This is a genomic window from Providencia sp. 2023EL-00965, assembly GCF_033550225.1.
Lineage (GTDB): Bacteria > Pseudomonadota > Gammaproteobacteria > Enterobacterales > Enterobacteriaceae > Providencia > Providencia manganoxydans.
This window is the reverse complement of the sequence record NZ_JAWUEH010000001.1, coordinates 234,449-253,371: the sequence shown is the minus strand read 5'-3', so window position 1 is coordinate 253,371 and position 18,923 is coordinate 234,449. Positions and strand designations below refer to the sequence as shown.

The following is an 18,923-nucleotide window of genomic DNA, read 5'->3' as shown; positions in this document are numbered from 1 at the left end:
TAAACGATTAATAAAATAGTTTAGTGTTAGGTCAATTTTAGATAATCAGGAATAAAATCCAAATTTGGCTTGCTGAAAGGAGTCAGCTTTGGGTTTTTGTGATTTAGATCACATCAATAAACCTAAATAATGTTAATCTATTCTTAACTGATAGAGAGAGTTGATTTAAGGGAAATAAGTTTTTCGCATTGATTTTAAAGCTTTTTAAGCCAATAAGCGGATAAACAGAATAGAGTAATAAATATAAACTATAATTATCTACTAAATTTTGTTGTGTTGTTTCGGATGCACTGCTCATTGGCTTAAAAAGTTTAACATTTATCAGGAGTAATCTCTATGTCAGTAACTAATGTTACCGAACTCAATGACCTCGTTGCTCGTGTCAAAAAAGCTCAGCGTGAATTTGCTAACTTCTCTCAGGAGCAAGTTGACCGTATTTTCCGCGCCGCAGCGCTTGCCGCAGCAGATGCTCGTATCCCTCTAGCCAAGCTTGCCGTTGAAGAATCAGGAATGGGTATTGTGGAAGATAAAGTGATTAAAAACCACTTTGCTTCAGAATATATCTACAATGCCTATAAAGATGAAAAAACCTGTGGTGTGCTTTCTGAAGACCCAACGTTTGGCACAATTACTATCGCTGAACCTATCGGTATTATCTGTGGTATTGTGCCAACAACCAACCCAACTTCAACCGCTATTTTTAAATCACTAATTAGTTTAAAAACGCGTAATGCGATCATTTTTTCCCCACACCCTCGCGCAAAAAATGCAACCAACAAAGCCGCTGAGATTGTATTAAAAGCAGCGATTGAAGCGGGTGCACCAAAAGATATTATTGGCTGGATTGATGCCCCTTCCGTTGAGTTATCCAATGCTCTTATGCATCACGATGACATTAATTTGATCTTGGCAACAGGTGGGCCTGGCATGGTAAAAGCGGCCTACAGTTCAGGTAAACCAGCAATTGGTGTTGGTGCAGGTAATACACCGGTTGTTATTGATGAAACGGCTGACATCAAACGTGCTGTCGCTTCAATTCTAATGTCAAAAACATTCGACAACGGTGTGATCTGTGCTTCTGAACAATCGGTCGTTGTGGTAGATGAAATTTATAACCAAGTACGCGAGCGTTTTTCTAGCCATGGTGGCTATATTCTGCAAGGCAAAGAGTTAAAAGCAGTTCAAGAAGTTATTTTGAAAAATGGTAGTCTCAATGCTGCTATTGTTGGGCAACCGGCATATAAAATTGCTGAAATGGCCGGAATTTCTGTACCTGAAACGACTAAGATCCTGATCGGTGAAGTCAAAGTTATCGACGACTCTGAGCCATTTGCTCATGAAAAACTGTCCCCGTTACTGGCGATGTATCGCGCTAAAAACTTTGAAGAAGCCGTAGAAAAAGCTGAACTGCTGGTTGAAATGGGGGGTATTGGTCATACCTCTTGTTTATATACAGATCAAGATAATCAGACAGCTCGCGTTAACTACTTCGGCGTGAAGATGAAAACAGCACGTATCTTAATCAATACCCCGGCTTCACAAGGTGGTATCGGTGATTTGTATAACTTTAAATTAGCGCCTTCTCTCACATTAGGTTGTGGTTCTTGGGGTGGTAACTCAATCTCAGAAAACGTAGGACCAAAACATTTAATCAATACTAAGACTGTGGCGAAAAGAGCTGAAAATATGTTATGGCATAAACTTCCTAACTCCATTTATTTCCGCCGTGGTTGTCTTCCAATTGCACTTGAAGAAATTGCGACTGACGGTGCAAAACGTGCATTTATTGTCACGGATGGCTATTTATTCAATAATGGCTATGTTGATGAAGTCATCAACGTTCTAAAACAACACCATATAGAAACGGATGTGTTCTTTGAAGTTGAAGCAGATCCAACACTCAGCGTAGTGCGTAAAGGTGCCGCACAAATGAATGCCTTCAAACCTGATGTTATTATTGCATTAGGTGGTGGTTCACCTATGGACGCAGCGAAAATCATGTGGGTGATGTATGAGCACCCTGAAACCCACTTTGAAGAACTTGCACTCCGCTTTATGGATATTCGTAAACGTATCCATCGTTTCCCTAAAATGGGTGTGAAGGCTAAATTAGTCGCTATTACTACAACATCGGGTACGGGTTCTGAAGTGACGCCATTTGCTGTTGTGACAGATGATAAAACGGGCCAAAAATACCCATTAGCTGACTACGCACTAACCCCAAATATGGCGATTGTCGATGCTAACTTGGTGATGCATATGCCTAAATCATTGACTGCTTTTGGTGGTTTGGATGCGGTTACCCACGCTTTAGAAGCTTATGTTTCTGTTCTTGCAAACGAATATTCCGATGGGCAAGCATTGCAAGCACTCAATCTATTAAAAGAGTACTTACCAGCAAGTTACCATGAAGGCGCTAAAAACCCAGTAGCAAGGGAACGAGTTCATAACGCGGCAACAATTGCAGGTATTGCATTTGCTAACGCATTTTTAGGTGTATGCCACTCAATGGCACATAAACTTGGTTCTGAGTTCCATATCCCACATGGTTTAGCAAACGCCCTATTGATTAGTAATGTTATCCGTTATAACGCTAACGATAACCCAACTAAACAAACAGCCTTTAGCCAATATGATCGCCCACAAGCTCGTCGTCGCTATGCAGAAGTTGCTGACCACCTAGGTTTGACTAAAGCCGGTGATCGCACTGATGTAAAAATTGAAAAATTATTAGCTTGGCTTGAAGAAATAAAAGCAGATTTAGGTATTCCTAAATCAATACGTGAAACGGGTGTACCTGAAGCGGATTTCTTAGCTCATGTCGATAAGCTTTCTGAAGACGCATTTGATGACCAATGTACTGGTGCTAACCCTCGCTACCCATTAATATCAGAGCTCAAACAACTGTTGTTAGACTCTTATTATGGCCGCGAGTTTAGCGAACAAACTATAGCAGCACCGGCTACAGCAAAAGCCGAGAAAAAAAGCACAAAGAAATAATTAAGTAATAATATAAAAGGCACTGATTAGCTCAGTGCCTTTTATTTTGGTTTAAAAAACACTTAATCCCATACGAATAATTGTTAAATAATTTAAGATTAATCATTCAACTCAATTAGTTAAAGTTAATTGGTTTTTTAGGTATCACACCCTCATTCATGAGTTTTGCTTGTTCAATTGCTTCTGTATGGTGCTTACGGCAAACAGAGATATATTTTTCATTACCCCCTATATCAACCTGTGCACCTTCATACATAGGAATACCATCACTCCCAACTCTTAACACTTTATTTGCCTTACGGCCGCAATAACATACCGTTTTTAATTCAACTAATTTATCAGCCCAAGCTAATAAATATTGGCTACCAATAAACAATTCGCCCAAAAAGTCAGTTCTTAACCCATAACATAAAACCGGTATATCCAAGTTATCCACAATATCGCAGAGTTGCTCAACTTGCTGTTTCGTTAAAAATTGACACTCATCAATTAAAACACAATGTACTTTTTGTGTGCAATTCTCACTTTTAATGATCTCTGCCATATTTGTTATAGGCGAAAATAAAAGCGCTTCCGCAGATAAACCAATTCGCGATGAAACCTTCCCTAGCGCAAAGCGATTATCGATTTCCGCCGTAAAGATCAACGTACGCATACCACGCTCATTATAGTTATAAGAAGATTGTAGCAAAGACGTCGATTTTCCTGCATTCATTGCTGAATAGTAAAAATATAGCTGAGCCATCAGCCTAGTTCCTCTAAATTAATAAACAGGATAATTTTACCATAAAACATGTTATTAGATTAACAATCATCATCAGTTGACACTTAAAATGATGAAAGTAATAACGCTGACCACTACAGAACAATAAGATTTTATACCGATACTCTGCTGCTTTCGCTCCTATAACGGGTGAAATAACCGATTATCTTTTACAAAATATAGCTTTATTACTTCAAACATATAGCTAATTAGCTGTATCAAAAAAAGAAAATTTACGTTTAGACTCTCTTATTTGATACTTTTCTGCTAATAACACCCTACTGTTTACCACTAGGCATACCGAATTAAACCCGTAAAATTGATGCTAATTGAATCTGTTTTTTTCATTAGTTTGGATATTGATAATACTGGTATATATATATCAGTTAAAAGTTAATATTTCTTTTGTAAAAAAATTGCTTTTGGTAAAGATAACTTTTAAACTAATAGTGTAAATTAGCTATTGCAGAAAATAAAATAGCATTCTATTATTAGTGTACACAGGCCAACAATTAAATTTGAGACCAGGAAAATGAGCGAATCTTTAAAAGCATTAAATAACATCCGTACTCTTCGAGCTCAAGCAAGAGAAATTGCTTTAGAATCACTAGAAGAAATGCTGGAAAAATTAACTGTCGTTGTTGAAGAACGTCGTGAAGAAGAAAGCCTAGTTCGTGCAGAACAAGAAGAACGTACCCGTAAACTGGAAAAAGTTCGTGAAATGATTCTGGAACAAGGCGTTGATCTAAACGAGCTGCTACAAACTATGGATTCAGGTAAAGGCACTGGCACTCGTGCTAAACGTGCTGCACGTCCTGCTAAATATAAATATGTTGATGAAAATGGCGAAACTAAAACTTGGACTGGTCAGGGTCGTACCCCAGCAGTTATCAAATTGGCCATTGAAGAACAAGGTAAATCTTTAGACGATTTCTTAATCTAAGAACCTTATACTTATTCATAAAACACCCTTATATAGGGTGTTTTTTTTATCCACCATTTTAGCCTAGCTATTACTCATTGAATAATTAATATTTCACTCATTAAATAGGTCTATGACCAAATATTTCATACTCGTCAACACGCGAAGATATTACTTTAGATGCCAATTCATCTATCATAATTTGTTTTTAATCTAATTAAAAAAAGTAAAGTTATGTAATTTCACATTAGGTTCTCAAGTGCCTGATTGCATAATTAATGTATGTTTTAGCTATAAAAAAACAACCTATTTCATAGATAAATATGTAAATAATATCAAGCTATAATTTACATTAGTCACTAAACAACATTTAAAGACACCCAAATGTTAAAAAAAAAGCCAACTTCAAAAGTCAGCTTTTATTAACTACCACAAGAAAAAATCACTTTACTTGGAATTAGTAGGCTTACTTAATTTTGTCGATAAATTAGCAATCCATTCAGAAAAATCCTTACCTAATGTATCGTGCTGTAAACCATATTCGACAAATGCTTTCATGTAGCCTAATTTGTTACCACAATCATGGCTCTTACCACGTAGGTGATAGGCTTCTACTGACTCATTATTTTCCATCATAATGGCAATAGCGTCTGTTAATTGAATTTCATCGCCAGCACCTGGTGCTGTTTTTGCTAATGCATCCCAAATTTTTTCAGATAATACATAACGACCAACAATAGAAAGATTTGATGGCGCTTCTTCTTTTTTAGGCTTTTCAACCATACGTAAGATAGGTTTACTCTCACCAGGTAATAATGTATCACCATTACAGTCAACAATACCGTAATTTGAAACGTCATCTTCTGGAACAGGTTCTACAAGTATTTGACTCGCCCCAGTCTCTTCAAAATGCTCAAGCATTTCACTCAAATTAAATTTTGTTAAATCGGTACTATAACGATCTAAAATAACGTCAGGTAAAATTACCGCAAATGGCTCATTACCAACCAGAGGCTTTGCGCATAAAATAGCATGCCCTAACCCTTTAGCAATCCCTTGACGTGTTTGCATGATTGTTACATGGCTTGGACAAATAGATTGCACCTCATCCAGTAATTGACGTTTAACACGAGCTTCTAAGATTGCTTCGAGTTCAAAACTGGTATCAAAGTGGTTCTCAATTGAGTTTTTTGATGAGTGGGTCACTAAGACGATTTCATTAATCCCAGCCGCAATACACTCATTAACGACATACTGGATTAGTGGCTTATCCACCAGTGGTAGCATTTCTTTCGGAATAGCTTTAGTTGCAGGAAGCATACGTGTTCCTAAACCTGCAACAGGAATAACCGCTTTGCGTACCTTTTTATTTGCCATTTTAGTCATAACTCCAGAATTCTCCTAGGCACCTAATCCGTATATAGAGTAAACATTAATAAAGGTGCGTTTTTAGTGCGGGGAAGTATAGCAGGAATAATTTATCGATAAATAGTACAATGGCTTAATTAAGGCTATTAATGCAATTTAATGGGGTAAATTTAAACAAAACTTAAGTTTCAGGATTAAACATTAACTTAATGTTTTGATGTCCATTCCAAATACGGCATTGCCAAAAATTGCCTCGAACATCCAGATGATTTGAAGGCTGATGTTTCAATGTTCCAAGCGGTACACTACGGGATAAACTATATTGTGCATTTTCGGTCGCAACCTCCGCTTCCAAGCCTGCACTCGCTAATATAATCGCTTTATTCCGTGTATTAAAGTAGCCAAGCAAAATGGGAAATTGGCCACTAAAACCAGAATCTTCTAATAAATAATTTATCTGGTTAATAATTTTATCAATATTGGGTAATTTTTTATCTGGAAAATTAACGGCATTTTTTAGCAAATCATTAAACACGACACGGATCAAAAAAGCCGCCATAATCCCTTCTTGTGGTGAACGCTCTATATCAAGACAATAAAACCCAATCTGTGTCTCTGATATTGGTGCTAAATCAAGAAGTAAGCCGAAACGATTAACTTCATTCAACTGACGATAGTTGATTCGATAACCATTGATCACCTGATTAACTGGAGGTTGCAATTGTTTTAATACCGGTGTGATATCGTGATTATCTTCACCAACAAAAGATGAAATATTTTTGTTCTGGATATGACTCACAATGTCCGCATTGTGCTGTTCAGGGTAAAGATTAGCGTAGATAGTTCCCTTTAACTCATCTAAATTTTTAATAGGTTTAAGTAAGGCATCTTTTGCCCCCAACCTCAACATACGATCTAACTGTGTAAAGTCGGTAGTTGCAGAAATAACAATAACTGGGATCTCAATGTTTCTTGCCACCAATTCAGCCATAAACGATTCACCATTCATAACGGGCATGTTGAGATCACACAAAATGACATCAGGTGTTAAGTGTTCTGTAATGAGTCGGTCTAACGCATTTTCACCATTATCCGCCACATAAACTTGCATTCCCTGTGCCTCTAAGTACCCTTCTAAGATTGAACGAAAAATTTTTTCATCTTCAACTATGAGTATCTTTTTATTTTTCATAAGTAACCTACTTCTTGCTGTAATCGGTTATTTGCTACCAATACTATTATTCATATGACAAAATCATTGTACTTTCATTTTTAAAGTATAGTTATTTTTATACCTTATATTTATTTTTATAGAGAAAAAGATGGATCATCATCAAGAAACCCCCTGTTTTTGTGGTAATCAAGTACCTTTCAGCCACTGCTGTCAACCTTATCTCGACAATCAAGCTATTCCTGAAACGCCTGAGCAGTTAATGCGTTCCCGTTATACCGCCTATGTAGTACATAATGTCGACTACCTTATTGCAACATGGCACCCTGACTGTCACGCAAATGAATGGCGAAATGATATTCTACAAAGTTTTACTCAAACCAAATGGTTACCACTTCGTGTTATTAGTTCTTCTTATGCTAAAAATCCCGATGAAGGCTATGTGCAATTTTCAACTTGCTTTATTGATGAAAAAGCCGATCATAAGCAGCTTATTCATGAGCGTTCCCGTTTTCTTCGCATAGAAAAACGTTGGTATTACATAGATGGCATTACCCCTAAAACAAGCCGTAATGATCTATGTCCATGTGGTTCCGGCAATAAATTTAAAAAATGCTGTAACAATAATTAATGGTTATGTTTTACCCATGATAACGGAAATGCACAGTATATCGATTACCTATACATTGATATCATTCAAATCACTGTTTGATGCGCGCTATACTCTATAATTCAAGGTGTAACTACGCAGCCTGTGAAGAAGCGTAGTCACCATACCTCACTGAAAAGTGCTGCAACTTGAAGTGTGACGAGTATCAGTATAGGCATTGTCAGTTAAGGATTAGACAGCCCCATGCAACAAAAAAATGTACAAAAAAAGATCCTTCGCACTATTTGCCCTGATGCGAAAGGACTTATCGCAAAAATCACCAATATTTGTTACAAACACCAATTGAATATCGTGCAAAATAATGAATTTGTTGATCATCGTACGGGTCGTTTTTTTATGAGAACCGAACTCGAAGGAATATTTAACGATGAAACTTTGCTTGCAGATCTTGATGATGCACTCCCAGCAGGCTCTAAACGTGAATTAAATTCATCAGGCCGCCGCCGTATCGTGATAATGGTAACCAAAGAAGCACATTGCTTAGGTGACCTTCTAATGAAAAGTACTTATGATGGCTTAGATGTCGAAATCGCTGCCGTTATCGGTAATCATGATACCCTCAAACATTTAGTCGAACAATTTGGCATTCCTTTTCATCATATTAGCCATGAAGGCCTGACACGCGAGCAGCATGATGAAAAAATGACAGCACAAATCGACCAGTATCAACCTGATTATGTTGTTCTTGCTAAATATATGCGTGTATTAACGCCTGCGTTTGTACAGCATTATCCAAACCAAATTATTAATATCCATCATTCATTTTTACCTGCTTTCATTGGTGCCCGTCCATACCACCAAGCATATGAACGGGGCGTTAAAATTATTGGTGCAACAGCGCACTTTGTTAATGACAATCTTGATGAAGGCCCAATTATTACGCAAAACGTCATTAATGTTGACCATACCTTTACTGCTGACGACATGATGCGAGCAGGCCGAGATGTAGAAAAAAATGTACTCAGTCATGCACTTTATTGGGTATTAGCTCAACGCGTTTTTGTTTACGGAAACCGGACTATTATCCTGTAACACAAATATCTGCTGTTTAACTATGCACTGAGCGCAAAAAAACAGCATTCAAACAAATTTTAAAAATTAATACTTTACAGGGGCGCCTCATTTGATATGATGCCGCCCGCTGTCAACGAACACAGCAATTCAAAATCTGGTGGGATACCCAAGCGGCCAAAGGGAGCAGACTGTAAATCTGCCGTCACAGACTTCGAAGGTTCGAATCCTTCTCCCACCACCATTCAAGATTGATTTCCTCCTAATGTATCAATAATATCCGTAAAACGATTCAACACACTTGAGTGCGATTTCGACTTATAGACAAAACAACAACTCTCATCGATGATCGAATTCAAGGGTATATAATTAAGTGATTTATCATTAAGATCATTTTCTGGGTAGTAGTCAATAATCCCAATAAAATCACCAATTTGTAGAAAATTTTGGCAGCTACCAATATTATCCATTTGCCTTATACTGGCTTTATTACCTTCCAATTCTGTCTTAGCAAGTAATTCACTCATTAAACTACTCTTATAAAATGCAGGATCGCACAACCATGTACAGTTTCTTAATAGTTCCATAATATTATTTTGGTACTTATCATATAATTCGCTACGACAATAAACACCTAATGATGCATTTTCTATTTTTCTTTGCAGTGAAAACCTTTCACTAATAACGGGTTGAGAACTTAATATTACCGTATTACCATCATAGTCGACTATTTCATCGACTTCCTCATAATTAAATCTCAATATATTAATTTGAACATTATTTTTATTAGCAGCCTGATAAAGATTAACTAAAAAGTTTTCCTTACCCCAGTCATAATAAATGTTAGCTTCATTGACAATATATCCTGTAAAATGTTTTTTAGTTATTTCCTTCTCCTGCAAGTAAAGATCGCGCAAATCATTATATAACTCTTGGCCATCTTTAGTTAAAGTCATGCCAAATTTTTCTCTTTTAAATAATCGCTTACCTAGGCTTGTTTCGAAGTCTTTAATCGACTTGGCAATGGGTGGCGTAGTGCGGTTCATCACCCTAGCAGCCTTACTCAATGAGCCATTTTCAACCACCGCCATAAATGCCTCTAATTTTCTTGAAAAGAACATATCTATGACCCCATTCTGTTTATTAAACATGCAGGATTCAACATTATTAACCATTAAAAACAATACGTTGAATAGCCCATTATTTGACATATCGATGAAAAATTTAATTTAACTTTTCATTGAATGAGTAACAATATTTCATAAAAGTATTTTTATATTTTCCAACATGGCAAAGCAATATATTATACTGTTTCATTTCATTATTTTTTATGGCTCGACTATTAAATCACATTAAATATAAATCACCAATTGGAAATCGATGAACATATTTTTCATTAATTGTATAACTAATAATCTTATTTAAATTTCGGAATAAAACATTAATATTATAATTAGAAATGTAAATATTCAGTTATGATAATTCAATCGCTGGTTAAATAGTTATTAAATAGTTACAGTCTAGCTATCATCTGTTAGAATCAACGAGTTCAGAAAAATCTATTAGGTGATAAAACATGAAATTTATCTCGTTCAATATTAATGGCCTACGTGCTCGTCCACATCAGTTGGCTGCTATCATTGATAAACATCAGCCAGAAGTGATTGGTCTTCAGGAAACCAAGGTTCATGATGACATGTTTCCTTACGATGAGGTGAGTAAACTCGGCTATCATGTCTTTTATCACGGTCAAAAAGCACACTATGGGGTTGCACTATTAACTAAAAATCAACCCGTTGCAGTTCGTAAAGGTTTTCCTACTGATGAAGAAGATGCCCAACGTCGAATTATTATGGCTGATATCGAAACCAGTAATGGTTTACTCACCGTCGTCAATGGCTACTTCCCTCAAGGTGAAAGCCGTGACCATCCAATAAAATTTCCAGCTAAACAAAAGTTTTATCAAGATCTACAAAACTACATAACCTCAACTCAAACACCTGATTCGCAACTACTGATCATGGGCGATATGAATATTAGCCCAAGTGATCTTGATATCGGTATTGGTGAAGTTAACCGTAAACGCTGGTTAAAAACGGGGAAATGTTCGTTTTTACCTGAGGAACGCGAGTGGATGGATAGGCTACTCAACTGGGGATTAGTCGATACCTATCGCACGATGAATCCAGAGGTTGATGATTGCTATTCATGGTTTGATTATCGTTCTAAAGGGTTTGATGATAACCGTGGCCTACGCATAGACTTGCTATTAGCCTCAACGGCACTGTCGCAACATTGCGTTGGCACAGGTATAGATTATGACATTCGCGGAATGGAAAAACCTTCAGATCACGCCCCTGTCTGGGCTGAATTTGATTTAACCAAAGCTGCTCCCTAAATAAGTCGCAGGAACTCGATAGGAGGTTGCTTTCCTCCTATCATTTAAAATGTGACTATTGATGATTACTTGGCTGAGCCTTTTTCTTTGATTTGGCAGACTTTTTGTCGCCTTTGCTTTTCGTCACAGGCGGGAGTTCTCTAAAAGCACGCAGGTTAGTAAACTGGCGAGCTTGATGGATCAATTGAGTTAATGTCGCACTAAGTGGGTTCATAAAATCATCATAACGAGTTTGTTTTTCACTAATTTGCGTCAAAATCGATTCCCAATGTGCCGTCATATCCGGTAATGTTGCCATATCTGGTAGCACATGAATTAGTGCTCTACCGGCTGGTGATGAGTGAATATAACGTCCTTTTTTGAATAAAAACTGACGCTTAAACAATAAATCAATAATCCCTGCACGTGTCGCCTCAGTGCCTAATCCATCTGTTTCACGGAGTACTTTTTTTAAAGCTTTATCTTGAACAAATCTCGCGATACCCGTCATTGCTGATAACAATGTTGCATCTGTAAAAGGCCTTGGTGGCTGAGTTTGCTTTTCAATCACTTCACCTTTTTCACAAAGTAACTCATCACCTTTTGCAACAATAGGGAGCGGTGTACCATCATTTTCGGCATCACGTTCTTTATTGCCTAATACGACCCTCCAACCAGCTTCAGCTAAAAAACGTGCTTTAGCAATAAATTTGCCCTTCTCGATTTCCAATTCAATAGTACATTTACGATAAACGGCATCCGACATAAATTGAATAATGTATTGACGAGCAACTAATTGATAAATATTCGCTTCATTTTCAGTAAGTTTTACTGAAACCGCTTTTGCCGTTGGAATTATCGCATGGTGTGCATCCACTTTTTTGTCATCCCAACAACGGTTCTTTTTATCTAATTCAGGTAGTTCAAATTGCGTTAAATCAGGTTGATGAACTGAAATCGCATTCAAAACAGAATGACGCCCAGCAAAATGTTCATCAGGTAAATAACGGCTATCTGAACGCGGGTAAGTAATCAATTTATGGGTTTCATATAAACGCTGACAAATATCCAGCACTTCTTGAGCGCTTAAGCCATATTTTTTTGCCGCTTCAATTTGTAATGCTGAAAGAGAAAATGGCAAAGGTGCGATTTCAGATTCGCGTTTATCTTGATATTGCGTAACAAATGCAGGTTTCCCTGTAATACGTGATACCACATGTTCAGCCAGTGGGCGATGAAACAAACGCCCCTCTTCATCTTGGTAATCAATACAGGAATCACTCGGCTGCCAAATCGCCACAAAACGCTCTTCTTGTGGCGTGATGATATGCGCTCGTACTTCGAAATAATCTTTTGGTACAAAATTTTCGATATCTTCATCACGGCGAACAACCAAACCTAATACTGGCGTTTGTACCCGACCAACTGAAAGAACGCCTTGGTAACCGCCTCGTTGTCCTAATAAGGTATAGGCACGAGTCATATTAATGCCATACAACCAATCGGCTCGCGCTCGCGCTAATGCTGAAACGCATAATGGGATAAATTCGCGGTTTTCACGTAAACGTTCGATCGCTCTTTCAACAGCTTGAGGGTTGAGATCATTAATTAAACAACGTTTAACTTGCTTTCTTTTCTCACCTTCAAGATTTAAAAAATCGAGAACTTCATCTACCAATAATTGCCCTTCTCTATCAGGGTCCCCAGCGTGTACGATCTCTGTTGCCTGTTTGAGAAGGGTATCAATGGTTTTAAGTTGTTTAGTTACTGCGGAACGTGGTTTTAACAACCATTTTTCAGGGATAATAGGAAGATCCTGCAAATTCCAGCGTGCATATCGAGGTTCATAAGCATCAGGCTCCGCTTGCTCTAGCAAGTGACCGATACACCATGTGACCATTTGGTCAGCACCACATTGGATAAAGCCATCCCCCCTTTTGTGAGGTTTAGGTAGCACATCCGCAATTGCCCGCGCAAGGCTAGGCTTTTCCGCAATAAACAAACGCATGAATTAATCTATCACTTCAATTAAAGGTACATTGTCCCGATGGGGTAATAATTTACCGATAGACTGTAACAAAACACCTTGCTGATGTGCAATGTCTTTAATTTTAGCTACTTCAGAAGGTTCTACTGCGATCAATAGCCCACCCGATGTCTGAGGATCACATAATAGCTTACGCTGAGCATCACTCATTGGCCCAATCAGGTGCCCATAACTATCGAAATTACGCTGAGTGCCGCCAGGAACACAACCAGCCTCGATATAGTGTTCTACATTCGCCAGTTTAGGAACTTGATTGAAATAGATTTCAGCGCGTACTTGAGAACCTTCGCAAATTTCACTCAAATGTCCCAATAAACCAAATCCAGTGACATCAGTCATCGCTGTCACACCCGCTAATGGTGCAATCACCGCACCTAATTTATTCAGCTGGCACATAGTTTCAGCGGCTAAATTCTGATGCTCTTGCGCCAATACACCTTTTTTCTCTGCGGTTGTGAGTACACCAATACCTAGCGGTTTAGTTAAAAATAATTCACAACCTGCTGTTGCTGCACTATTTTTTTTCACATATTCAGTATTAACAACCCCTGTCACCGCTAGTCCAAAAATAGGTTCTGGTGCATCAATCGAGTGTCCACCAGCCAATGATATTCCAGCATCCGCACACGCTGCTCGTCCACCTTCTATCACCTCTCTGGCAACCTCAGGGGGTAATTTAGCAATTGGCCATCCTAAAATGGCGATAGCCATAATCGGTTTACCGCCCATCGCAAAAATATCACTGATCGCATTTGTTGCGGCAATACGCCCAAACTCATACGGTGAATCAACGATTGGCATAAAGAAATCTGTGGTGCTAATGATACCGATACCGTTCCCTAGATCATAAACAGCAGCATCATCTTTAGTTTCATTGCCAACTAACAGATGTGGATCATGAAACTTAGCTTGTTCTGAATGCAAAATTTGCTCTAACACTTTTGGGGCAATTTTACAGCCACAACCAGCACCGTGACTGTATTGTGTTAATCTAATTTTTTCCATAACAATTGGCCTTATTAAAAGTGAGAAACGAAGTTTTGCATGTCTGGCATTTGCACTTTCGTTGGCGCTTTTAGTTCTGGAGTTCCTAAATAAAGGAAGCCCACAATATGATCGTTTGGTTCACATCCTAAACCCTCACGGACAATTTCATCTTCTGTCCATGAGCCTGAGCGCCAAATTCCACCAAACCCTTGTGCGACTGCCGCCATTTGCATGGCTTGTACAGTACAACCTGCCGCTACAATTTGCTCCCACTCTGGAACTTTAGGATGATTTTGTGTTTTTGCGATAACCGTTATAATTAGCGGCGCTCTAAACGGTGCATTACGTGCTTTTTCTTCAACTTCAGCCCCTAACTTGCCTTCCTTTGCTGCCTTCTCAAGTAACTGACTAAAGCGATTTAACCCTTCACCTTGCATAACCACAAAGTGCCAAGGACGCAATGCGCCATGATCAGGTGCACGCATACCCGCAGCCAAAATATTCTGCAATTCATCACCTTGTGGTGCGGGAGTTGTTAGCCGTGAAGCTGAACGACGGTTCAATAAAAGGGTTAAAGCATCCATATTCATCTCCGATTCAGAGTAAACTGATATGATAGTCATTCAAACAAGCAATCATTATCACTCTAATTTAATGATCACGTGCTAATAAAGTTTGCAGCGGAACCCAGTTTGTCATTCAGCTACCGGCCAACATCATGGGCTCTACTTGATTAATTGATTGAATTATATCATCTATATGTTTTGAAAAATATCATCACGATATTGTACAACGCGCTAAATCGCTTTGTTATGCATAAAAATATCATTCAATTGCAGACAACTGTTTTTATTTCATTAAGATATCAGTGCAAATTCGTGTGTTGGAGAAAATATGCGTCAAATATGGGAGATCATCGCCACTGTCTTTAAATTTAGCTGGCGAATACTAAATTTTATTCGGGAATTGGTATTCAATACCATTTTCTTAGTACTGTGCTTTTTAGTCATTGGTTCGATAGCATTATATCAATCCGAATCAAAGCCTGATCCAAATTACTTTGGTGCACTTTATGTTGATTTACAAGGTGTTGTCGTTGATCAAGTTTCAACACCAGATCCCTTTGGTCGTATGAGCCGTGAACTGTTAGGCACGCCAAACAGTCGTATGCAAGAAAACGCCTTGTTCGATATTGTGGATACTATCCGCAACGCAGCAACCGATGATCGCATCACCGGTATGGTACTCCGCTTAGATAATCTTGTCGGCGCAGATCAACCTTCTCTTAATTTTATTGGTAAGGCAATTGCTGATTTCAAGAGCTCGGGAAAACCAATTTACGCCGTTGGAGATGGTTATACCCAGTCTCAATATTACTTAGCAAGCTATGCTGATCAGATTTTTATGGCGCCACAAGGAATGGTCGGTATACAAGGTTTTTCTACTAATACACTTTATTACAAATCACTGTTAGAAAAACTGAAAGTAAGTAGCCATATTTTCCGTGTTGGTACCTACAAATCAGCGGTAGAACCCCTGATGCGTGACAACATGTCCCCAGAAGCTCGAGAGGCAACCAAACAATGGCTAAACGCGCTATGGGATAACTACCTTAATACACTCGCGCAAAATCGTAAAACCAATGTTCAAGGGATCTTCCCCGGTTCTGAAACATTAGTCAGTAAGCTCCGTGCGGTAGGTGGAGATAGCGCACAATACGCTTTAAACCAAAAATTGGTTGATAAAATTTATACCCGTGAACAAGCTGAAAATGTGCTTAAAAAGCAGTTTGGTTGGAATAAAGATGATAAACATTTCAACTATATCAGCATTTATGATTACTCTGGAAAACTAACCAATATTGGCACAGAAACACCGGCAGGTAATATCGCTGTCATCGTTGTGCAAGGTGCGATAATGGATGGCCCTCAAGCACCGGGTATCGCAAGTGGCGATCTTATCAGCACACAAATTCGTGATGCTCGCCTTGATCCGAATATCAAAGCTATTATTTTACGCGTCAATAGCCCTGGCGGTAGCGTAACCGCTTCGGAATTAATTCGTAGTGAACTTGCTTCAGCTAAAGCGGCGGGTAAACCCGTTGTCGTTTCTATGGGCGGTATGGCTGCCTCTGGCGGTTATTGGGTTTCAACCCCTGCCGACTACATTATTGCCAGCCCAAGTACAATAACGGGTTCGATCGGTATTTTTGGTGTGATCAATACGTTTGAAAATGCCTTGGACTCTGTCGGTGTATACACTGATGGCGTTTCGACAACCTCTCTTGCAGATATTTCTGTGACAAAAGGAATTAGCTCTGAGTTTTCCGATATGATGCAAGTCACCATTGAAAATGGTTATGAAAACTTTATTAATTTAGTGGCTAAATCACGACATAAAACTCCCAAAGAGATTGATGCTATCGCTCAAGGCCGTGTTTGGATAGGCAGTGATGCGAAGAAAATTGGTTTAGTTGATCAGCTAGGTGATTTTGATGATGCGGTTAATAAAGCAGCTGAACTCGCTAAACTCGATTCCGTTGAACTCGATTGGATGCAGCCTGAGTTGACCTTTATGGATCAACTAATTTTAGAGATTAGTAATAATGCACAGGCCGTTATGCCTGATATGTTACAAGTTTTTCTGCCGCCATCGGTTGCAACCGATATCCGCCAGCAAGCTCAGTTTTTCTTAAAAATGAATGATCCACAAAATCGATATGCGTTTTGTTTAAACTGCGCTGAAATTAACTAACCTTTTAACCCCTTTAGTTAAACTAAAGGGGTTCCAACGTTTTATCATCAGTCAATGCCACTTAAACAGTAGATAACCACAATTAAATCGTTCAAAATTGTTATAACATCAAATGAAGTCAGCATTAACAATCATCCATATGATTATTAACTGCTAATCCAGTACCGACTAAGCTAGGTAATGAAATGCAGAAGAAATCGATTTACGTTGTGTATACCGGAGGAACTATCGGTATGCGCCACTCCCCCCAAGGCTACATTCCTGTTTCAGGACACTTGCAAGCGCAGCTAGCTAAAATGCCTGAATTCCACAGACCAGAAATGCCTGCATTTACGATTAGGGAACACCAGCCTTTAATTGACTCTTCTGATATTACCCCAGAAGATTGGCAAATTATCGCTGACGATATTAGTGCTAATTATGATAGCTATGATGGTTTTGTTATTTTGCATGGCACCGATACCATGGCTTATACCGCCTCAGCATTATCATTTATGTTAGAAAACTTACGTAAACCCGTTATTGTGACAGGGTCACAAATACCCTTAGAAGCATTACGTTCAGATGGGCAAACCAACTTACTAAATGCCTTATATTTAGCCGCTAATTATCCGATTAATGAAGTTGGCTTATTTTTTAATAATAAATTGTATCGGGGCAATCGTACTGTCAAAGCGCATGCAGATGGCTTCGATGCATTTACATCGCCTAACTGCTCTCCTTTAATGGAAGCTGGGATCCATATACGTACTTTTAATACATGCCCTGCACCTATTGGTATTGGTTCTTTGATCACTCATCGCATCACACCGCAACCCATTGGTGTTGTCATGCTTTACCCAGGCTTATCCATTGAGATTGTGCGTAATATTCTTCAACAACCTGTTAAAGCACTAATTTTACGTTCATATGGTGTAGGAAATGCGCCTCAGCAGCCTGAATTACTAAAAATCCTCCACGATGCTACAAACCGAGGTATTATTGTGGTAAATCTGACTCAGTGCATTTCGGGTCGTGTAAATATGGAAGGTTATGCGACAGGTCATGCCCTCGCTGAGGCAGGTGTCATTAGTGGGTTTGATATGACATTTGAAGCAGCATTGAGCAAATTACATTATTTACTTAGTCAAAATTATACACCGGCACATGTTCGGGAATTAATGCAAAATAATCTAAGAGGCGAACTCAGCTATGCCGATGAATAAGCAAAGCGAGGATTTGGTTAAATCCGCGTTACTTTTAGTAGACTTACAAAATGATTTCTGTACTGGTGGTGCACTTGCCGTTGCAGATAGTGACATTGTAATACAGACAGCAAACAAAGCCATAGAGCTTTGCCAAAAGCAAAATATTCCCATTATTGCCAGTCAAGATTGGCACCCTGCGAACCACCTCAGCTTTGCCAGTAATTCAGGCACTCAAGTGGGGGATATTGGTAAATTAAATGGAATTGCGCAAGTTTGGTGGCCCGATCACTGTGTACAAGGAGAGTATGGCGCTGAATTTCATCCTGAATTAAATCGAGACGCAATTGTTGAGGTATTTACGAAAGGTGAGAACCCACAAGTTGATAGCTATAGTGCGTTTTTTGATAATGATAAAATTAGCCAAACTCGGTTACATACTTGGCTACAACAGCAACAAATTACCCAGTTATTTATTATGGGAATAGCCACCGACTATTGCGTCAAATTTACAGTCATGGATGCACTAAAGTTAGGCTACAACGTCGATGTCCTGATTGATGGTTGCCGTGGTGTCAATCTATCAGCCATGGACAGTGAACTCGCTTTAGCTGAAATGTCACAAAAAGGCGCTACTTTACTGACGACAGATTCTTTGCAATAAATAAA

Annotated in this window: 15 protein-coding genes and 1 tRNA gene; 9 read left to right on the top strand and 7 right to left on the bottom strand. The window is 38.6% G+C overall.

Annotated elements, in window-relative coordinates:
- Nucleotides 1-336 precede the first annotated feature (336 nt).
- Nucleotides 337-3,000 carry a bifunctional acetaldehyde-CoA/alcohol dehydrogenase gene (gene adhE / locus SC428_RS01165; protein WP_070928173.1) on the top strand — a complete coding sequence of 888 codons (2,664 nt, stop codon included), beginning with the start codon at nt 337-339 and terminating at the stop codon, nt 2,998-3,000.
- 115 nt (nt 3,001-3,115) lie between these two features.
- Here the strand turns inward: adhE and SC428_RS01160 are convergent, their stop codons facing one another.
- Entirely contained in the window at nt 3,116-3,745 is a 630-nt protein-coding gene (locus SC428_RS01160; protein WP_070928175.1) for a thymidine kinase, read from the bottom strand.
- Nucleotides 3,746-4,295: 550 nt separating this feature from the next.
- On the opposite strand from SC428_RS01160, the gene hns reads away from it, so the two are divergent.
- The gene (gene hns / locus SC428_RS01155) at nt 4,296-4,706 is read left to right on the top strand and encodes a histone-like nucleoid-structuring protein H-NS (protein ID WP_070928177.1); all 411 of its coding nucleotides are present in this window, start codon (nt 4,296-4,298) and stop codon (nt 4,704-4,706) included.
- 426 nt (nt 4,707-5,132) lie between these two features.
- On the opposite strand, the gene galU is transcribed toward hns, so the two are convergent.
- Both galU and rssB read right to left on the bottom strand, forming a co-directional pair.
- Nucleotides 5,133-6,062: a UTP--glucose-1-phosphate uridylyltransferase GalU gene (gene galU / locus SC428_RS01150; protein ID WP_404826904.1), complete on the bottom strand. Its 930-nt coding sequence runs from the start codon at nt 6,060-6,062 to the stop codon at nt 5,133-5,135.
- 172 nt (nt 6,063-6,234) lie between these two features.
- Nucleotides 6,235-7,245, bottom strand: coding sequence for a two-component system response regulator RssB (gene rssB, locus SC428_RS01145; protein WP_318705604.1), 1,011 nt, complete (start codon nt 7,243-7,245; stop codon nt 6,235-6,237).
- A 130-nt stretch (nt 7,246-7,375) separates the two neighbouring features.
- Here rssB and SC428_RS01140 point away from each other — a divergent pair, with 130 nt between their 5' ends.
- The 3 genes from SC428_RS01140 (at nt 7,376) to SC428_RS01130 (ending at nt 9,149) form a co-directional block, all read left to right on the top strand.
- A complete protein-coding gene (locus tag SC428_RS01140) occupies nt 7,376-7,855 on the top strand; it encodes a YchJ family protein (protein ID WP_070928183.1) in 480 nt (159 codons plus the stop codon).
- A 222-nt stretch (nt 7,856-8,077) separates the two neighbouring features.
- Nucleotides 8,078-8,926, top strand: coding sequence for a formyltetrahydrofolate deformylase (purU, locus tag SC428_RS01135; protein WP_070928185.1), 849 nt, complete (start codon nt 8,078-8,080; stop codon nt 8,924-8,926).
- 138 nt (nt 8,927-9,064) lie between these two features.
- A tRNA-Tyr gene (locus SC428_RS01130) sits at nt 9,065-9,149 on the top strand.
- A 1-nt stretch (nt 9,150) separates the two neighbouring features.
- Here the strand turns inward: SC428_RS01130 and SC428_RS01125 are convergent.
- Complete coding sequence (locus SC428_RS01125) at nt 9,151-10,026, bottom strand: LysR family transcriptional regulator (protein WP_070928469.1); 876 nt, start codon at nt 10,024-10,026, stop codon at nt 9,151-9,153.
- A gap of 455 nt (nt 10,027-10,481) precedes the next feature.
- On the opposite strand from SC428_RS01125, the gene xthA reads away from it, so the two are divergent.
- Nucleotides 10,482-11,303 (top strand): exodeoxyribonuclease III, encoded by an 822-nt coding sequence (gene xthA / locus SC428_RS01120; RefSeq protein WP_318705603.1) that lies wholly within the window; start codon nt 10,482-10,484, stop codon nt 11,301-11,303.
- A gap of 55 nt (nt 11,304-11,358) precedes the next feature.
- On the opposite strand, the gene SC428_RS01115 is transcribed toward xthA, so the two are convergent.
- From SC428_RS01115 to SC428_RS01105, 3 genes are read right to left on the bottom strand one after another with little or no spacing between them, the layout of a single operon-like run.
- Nucleotides 11,359-13,290: a DNA topoisomerase III gene (locus SC428_RS01115; RefSeq protein WP_140179518.1), complete on the bottom strand. Its 1,932-nt coding sequence runs from the start codon at nt 13,288-13,290 to the stop codon at nt 11,359-11,361.
- A 3-nt stretch (nt 13,291-13,293) separates the two neighbouring features.
- Nucleotides 13,294-14,334, bottom strand: a complete 1,041-nt coding sequence (selD, locus tag SC428_RS01110; protein ID WP_140179516.1) for a selenide, water dikinase SelD — start codon at nt 14,332-14,334, stop codon at nt 13,294-13,296.
- Nucleotides 14,335-14,348: 14 nt separating this feature from the next.
- The gene (locus SC428_RS01105) at nt 14,349-14,900 is read right to left on the bottom strand and encodes an NAD(P)H nitroreductase (protein WP_070928192.1); all 552 of its coding nucleotides are present in this window, start codon (nt 14,898-14,900) and stop codon (nt 14,349-14,351) included.
- A gap of 310 nt (nt 14,901-15,210) precedes the next feature.
- On the opposite strand from SC428_RS01105, the gene sppA reads away from it, so the two are divergent.
- From sppA to pncA, 3 genes are all read left to right on the top strand, one after another.
- On the top strand, nt 15,211-17,070 hold the full coding sequence (gene sppA / locus SC428_RS01100; RefSeq protein ID WP_070928194.1) for a signal peptide peptidase SppA: 1,860 nt from the start codon (nt 15,211-15,213) through the stop codon (nt 17,068-17,070).
- Between the two features lie 185 nt (nt 17,071-17,255).
- Complete coding sequence (ansA, locus tag SC428_RS01095) at nt 17,256-18,275, top strand: asparaginase (protein ID WP_070928196.1); 1,020 nt, start codon at nt 17,256-17,258, stop codon at nt 18,273-18,275.
- A complete protein-coding gene (gene pncA / locus SC428_RS01090; protein ID WP_070928199.1) occupies nt 18,262-18,918 on the top strand; it encodes a bifunctional nicotinamidase/pyrazinamidase in 657 nt (218 codons plus the stop codon). The genes ansA and pncA overlap by 14 nt, the downstream gene beginning before the upstream one ends.
- Nucleotides 18,919-18,923 lie beyond the last annotated feature (5 nt).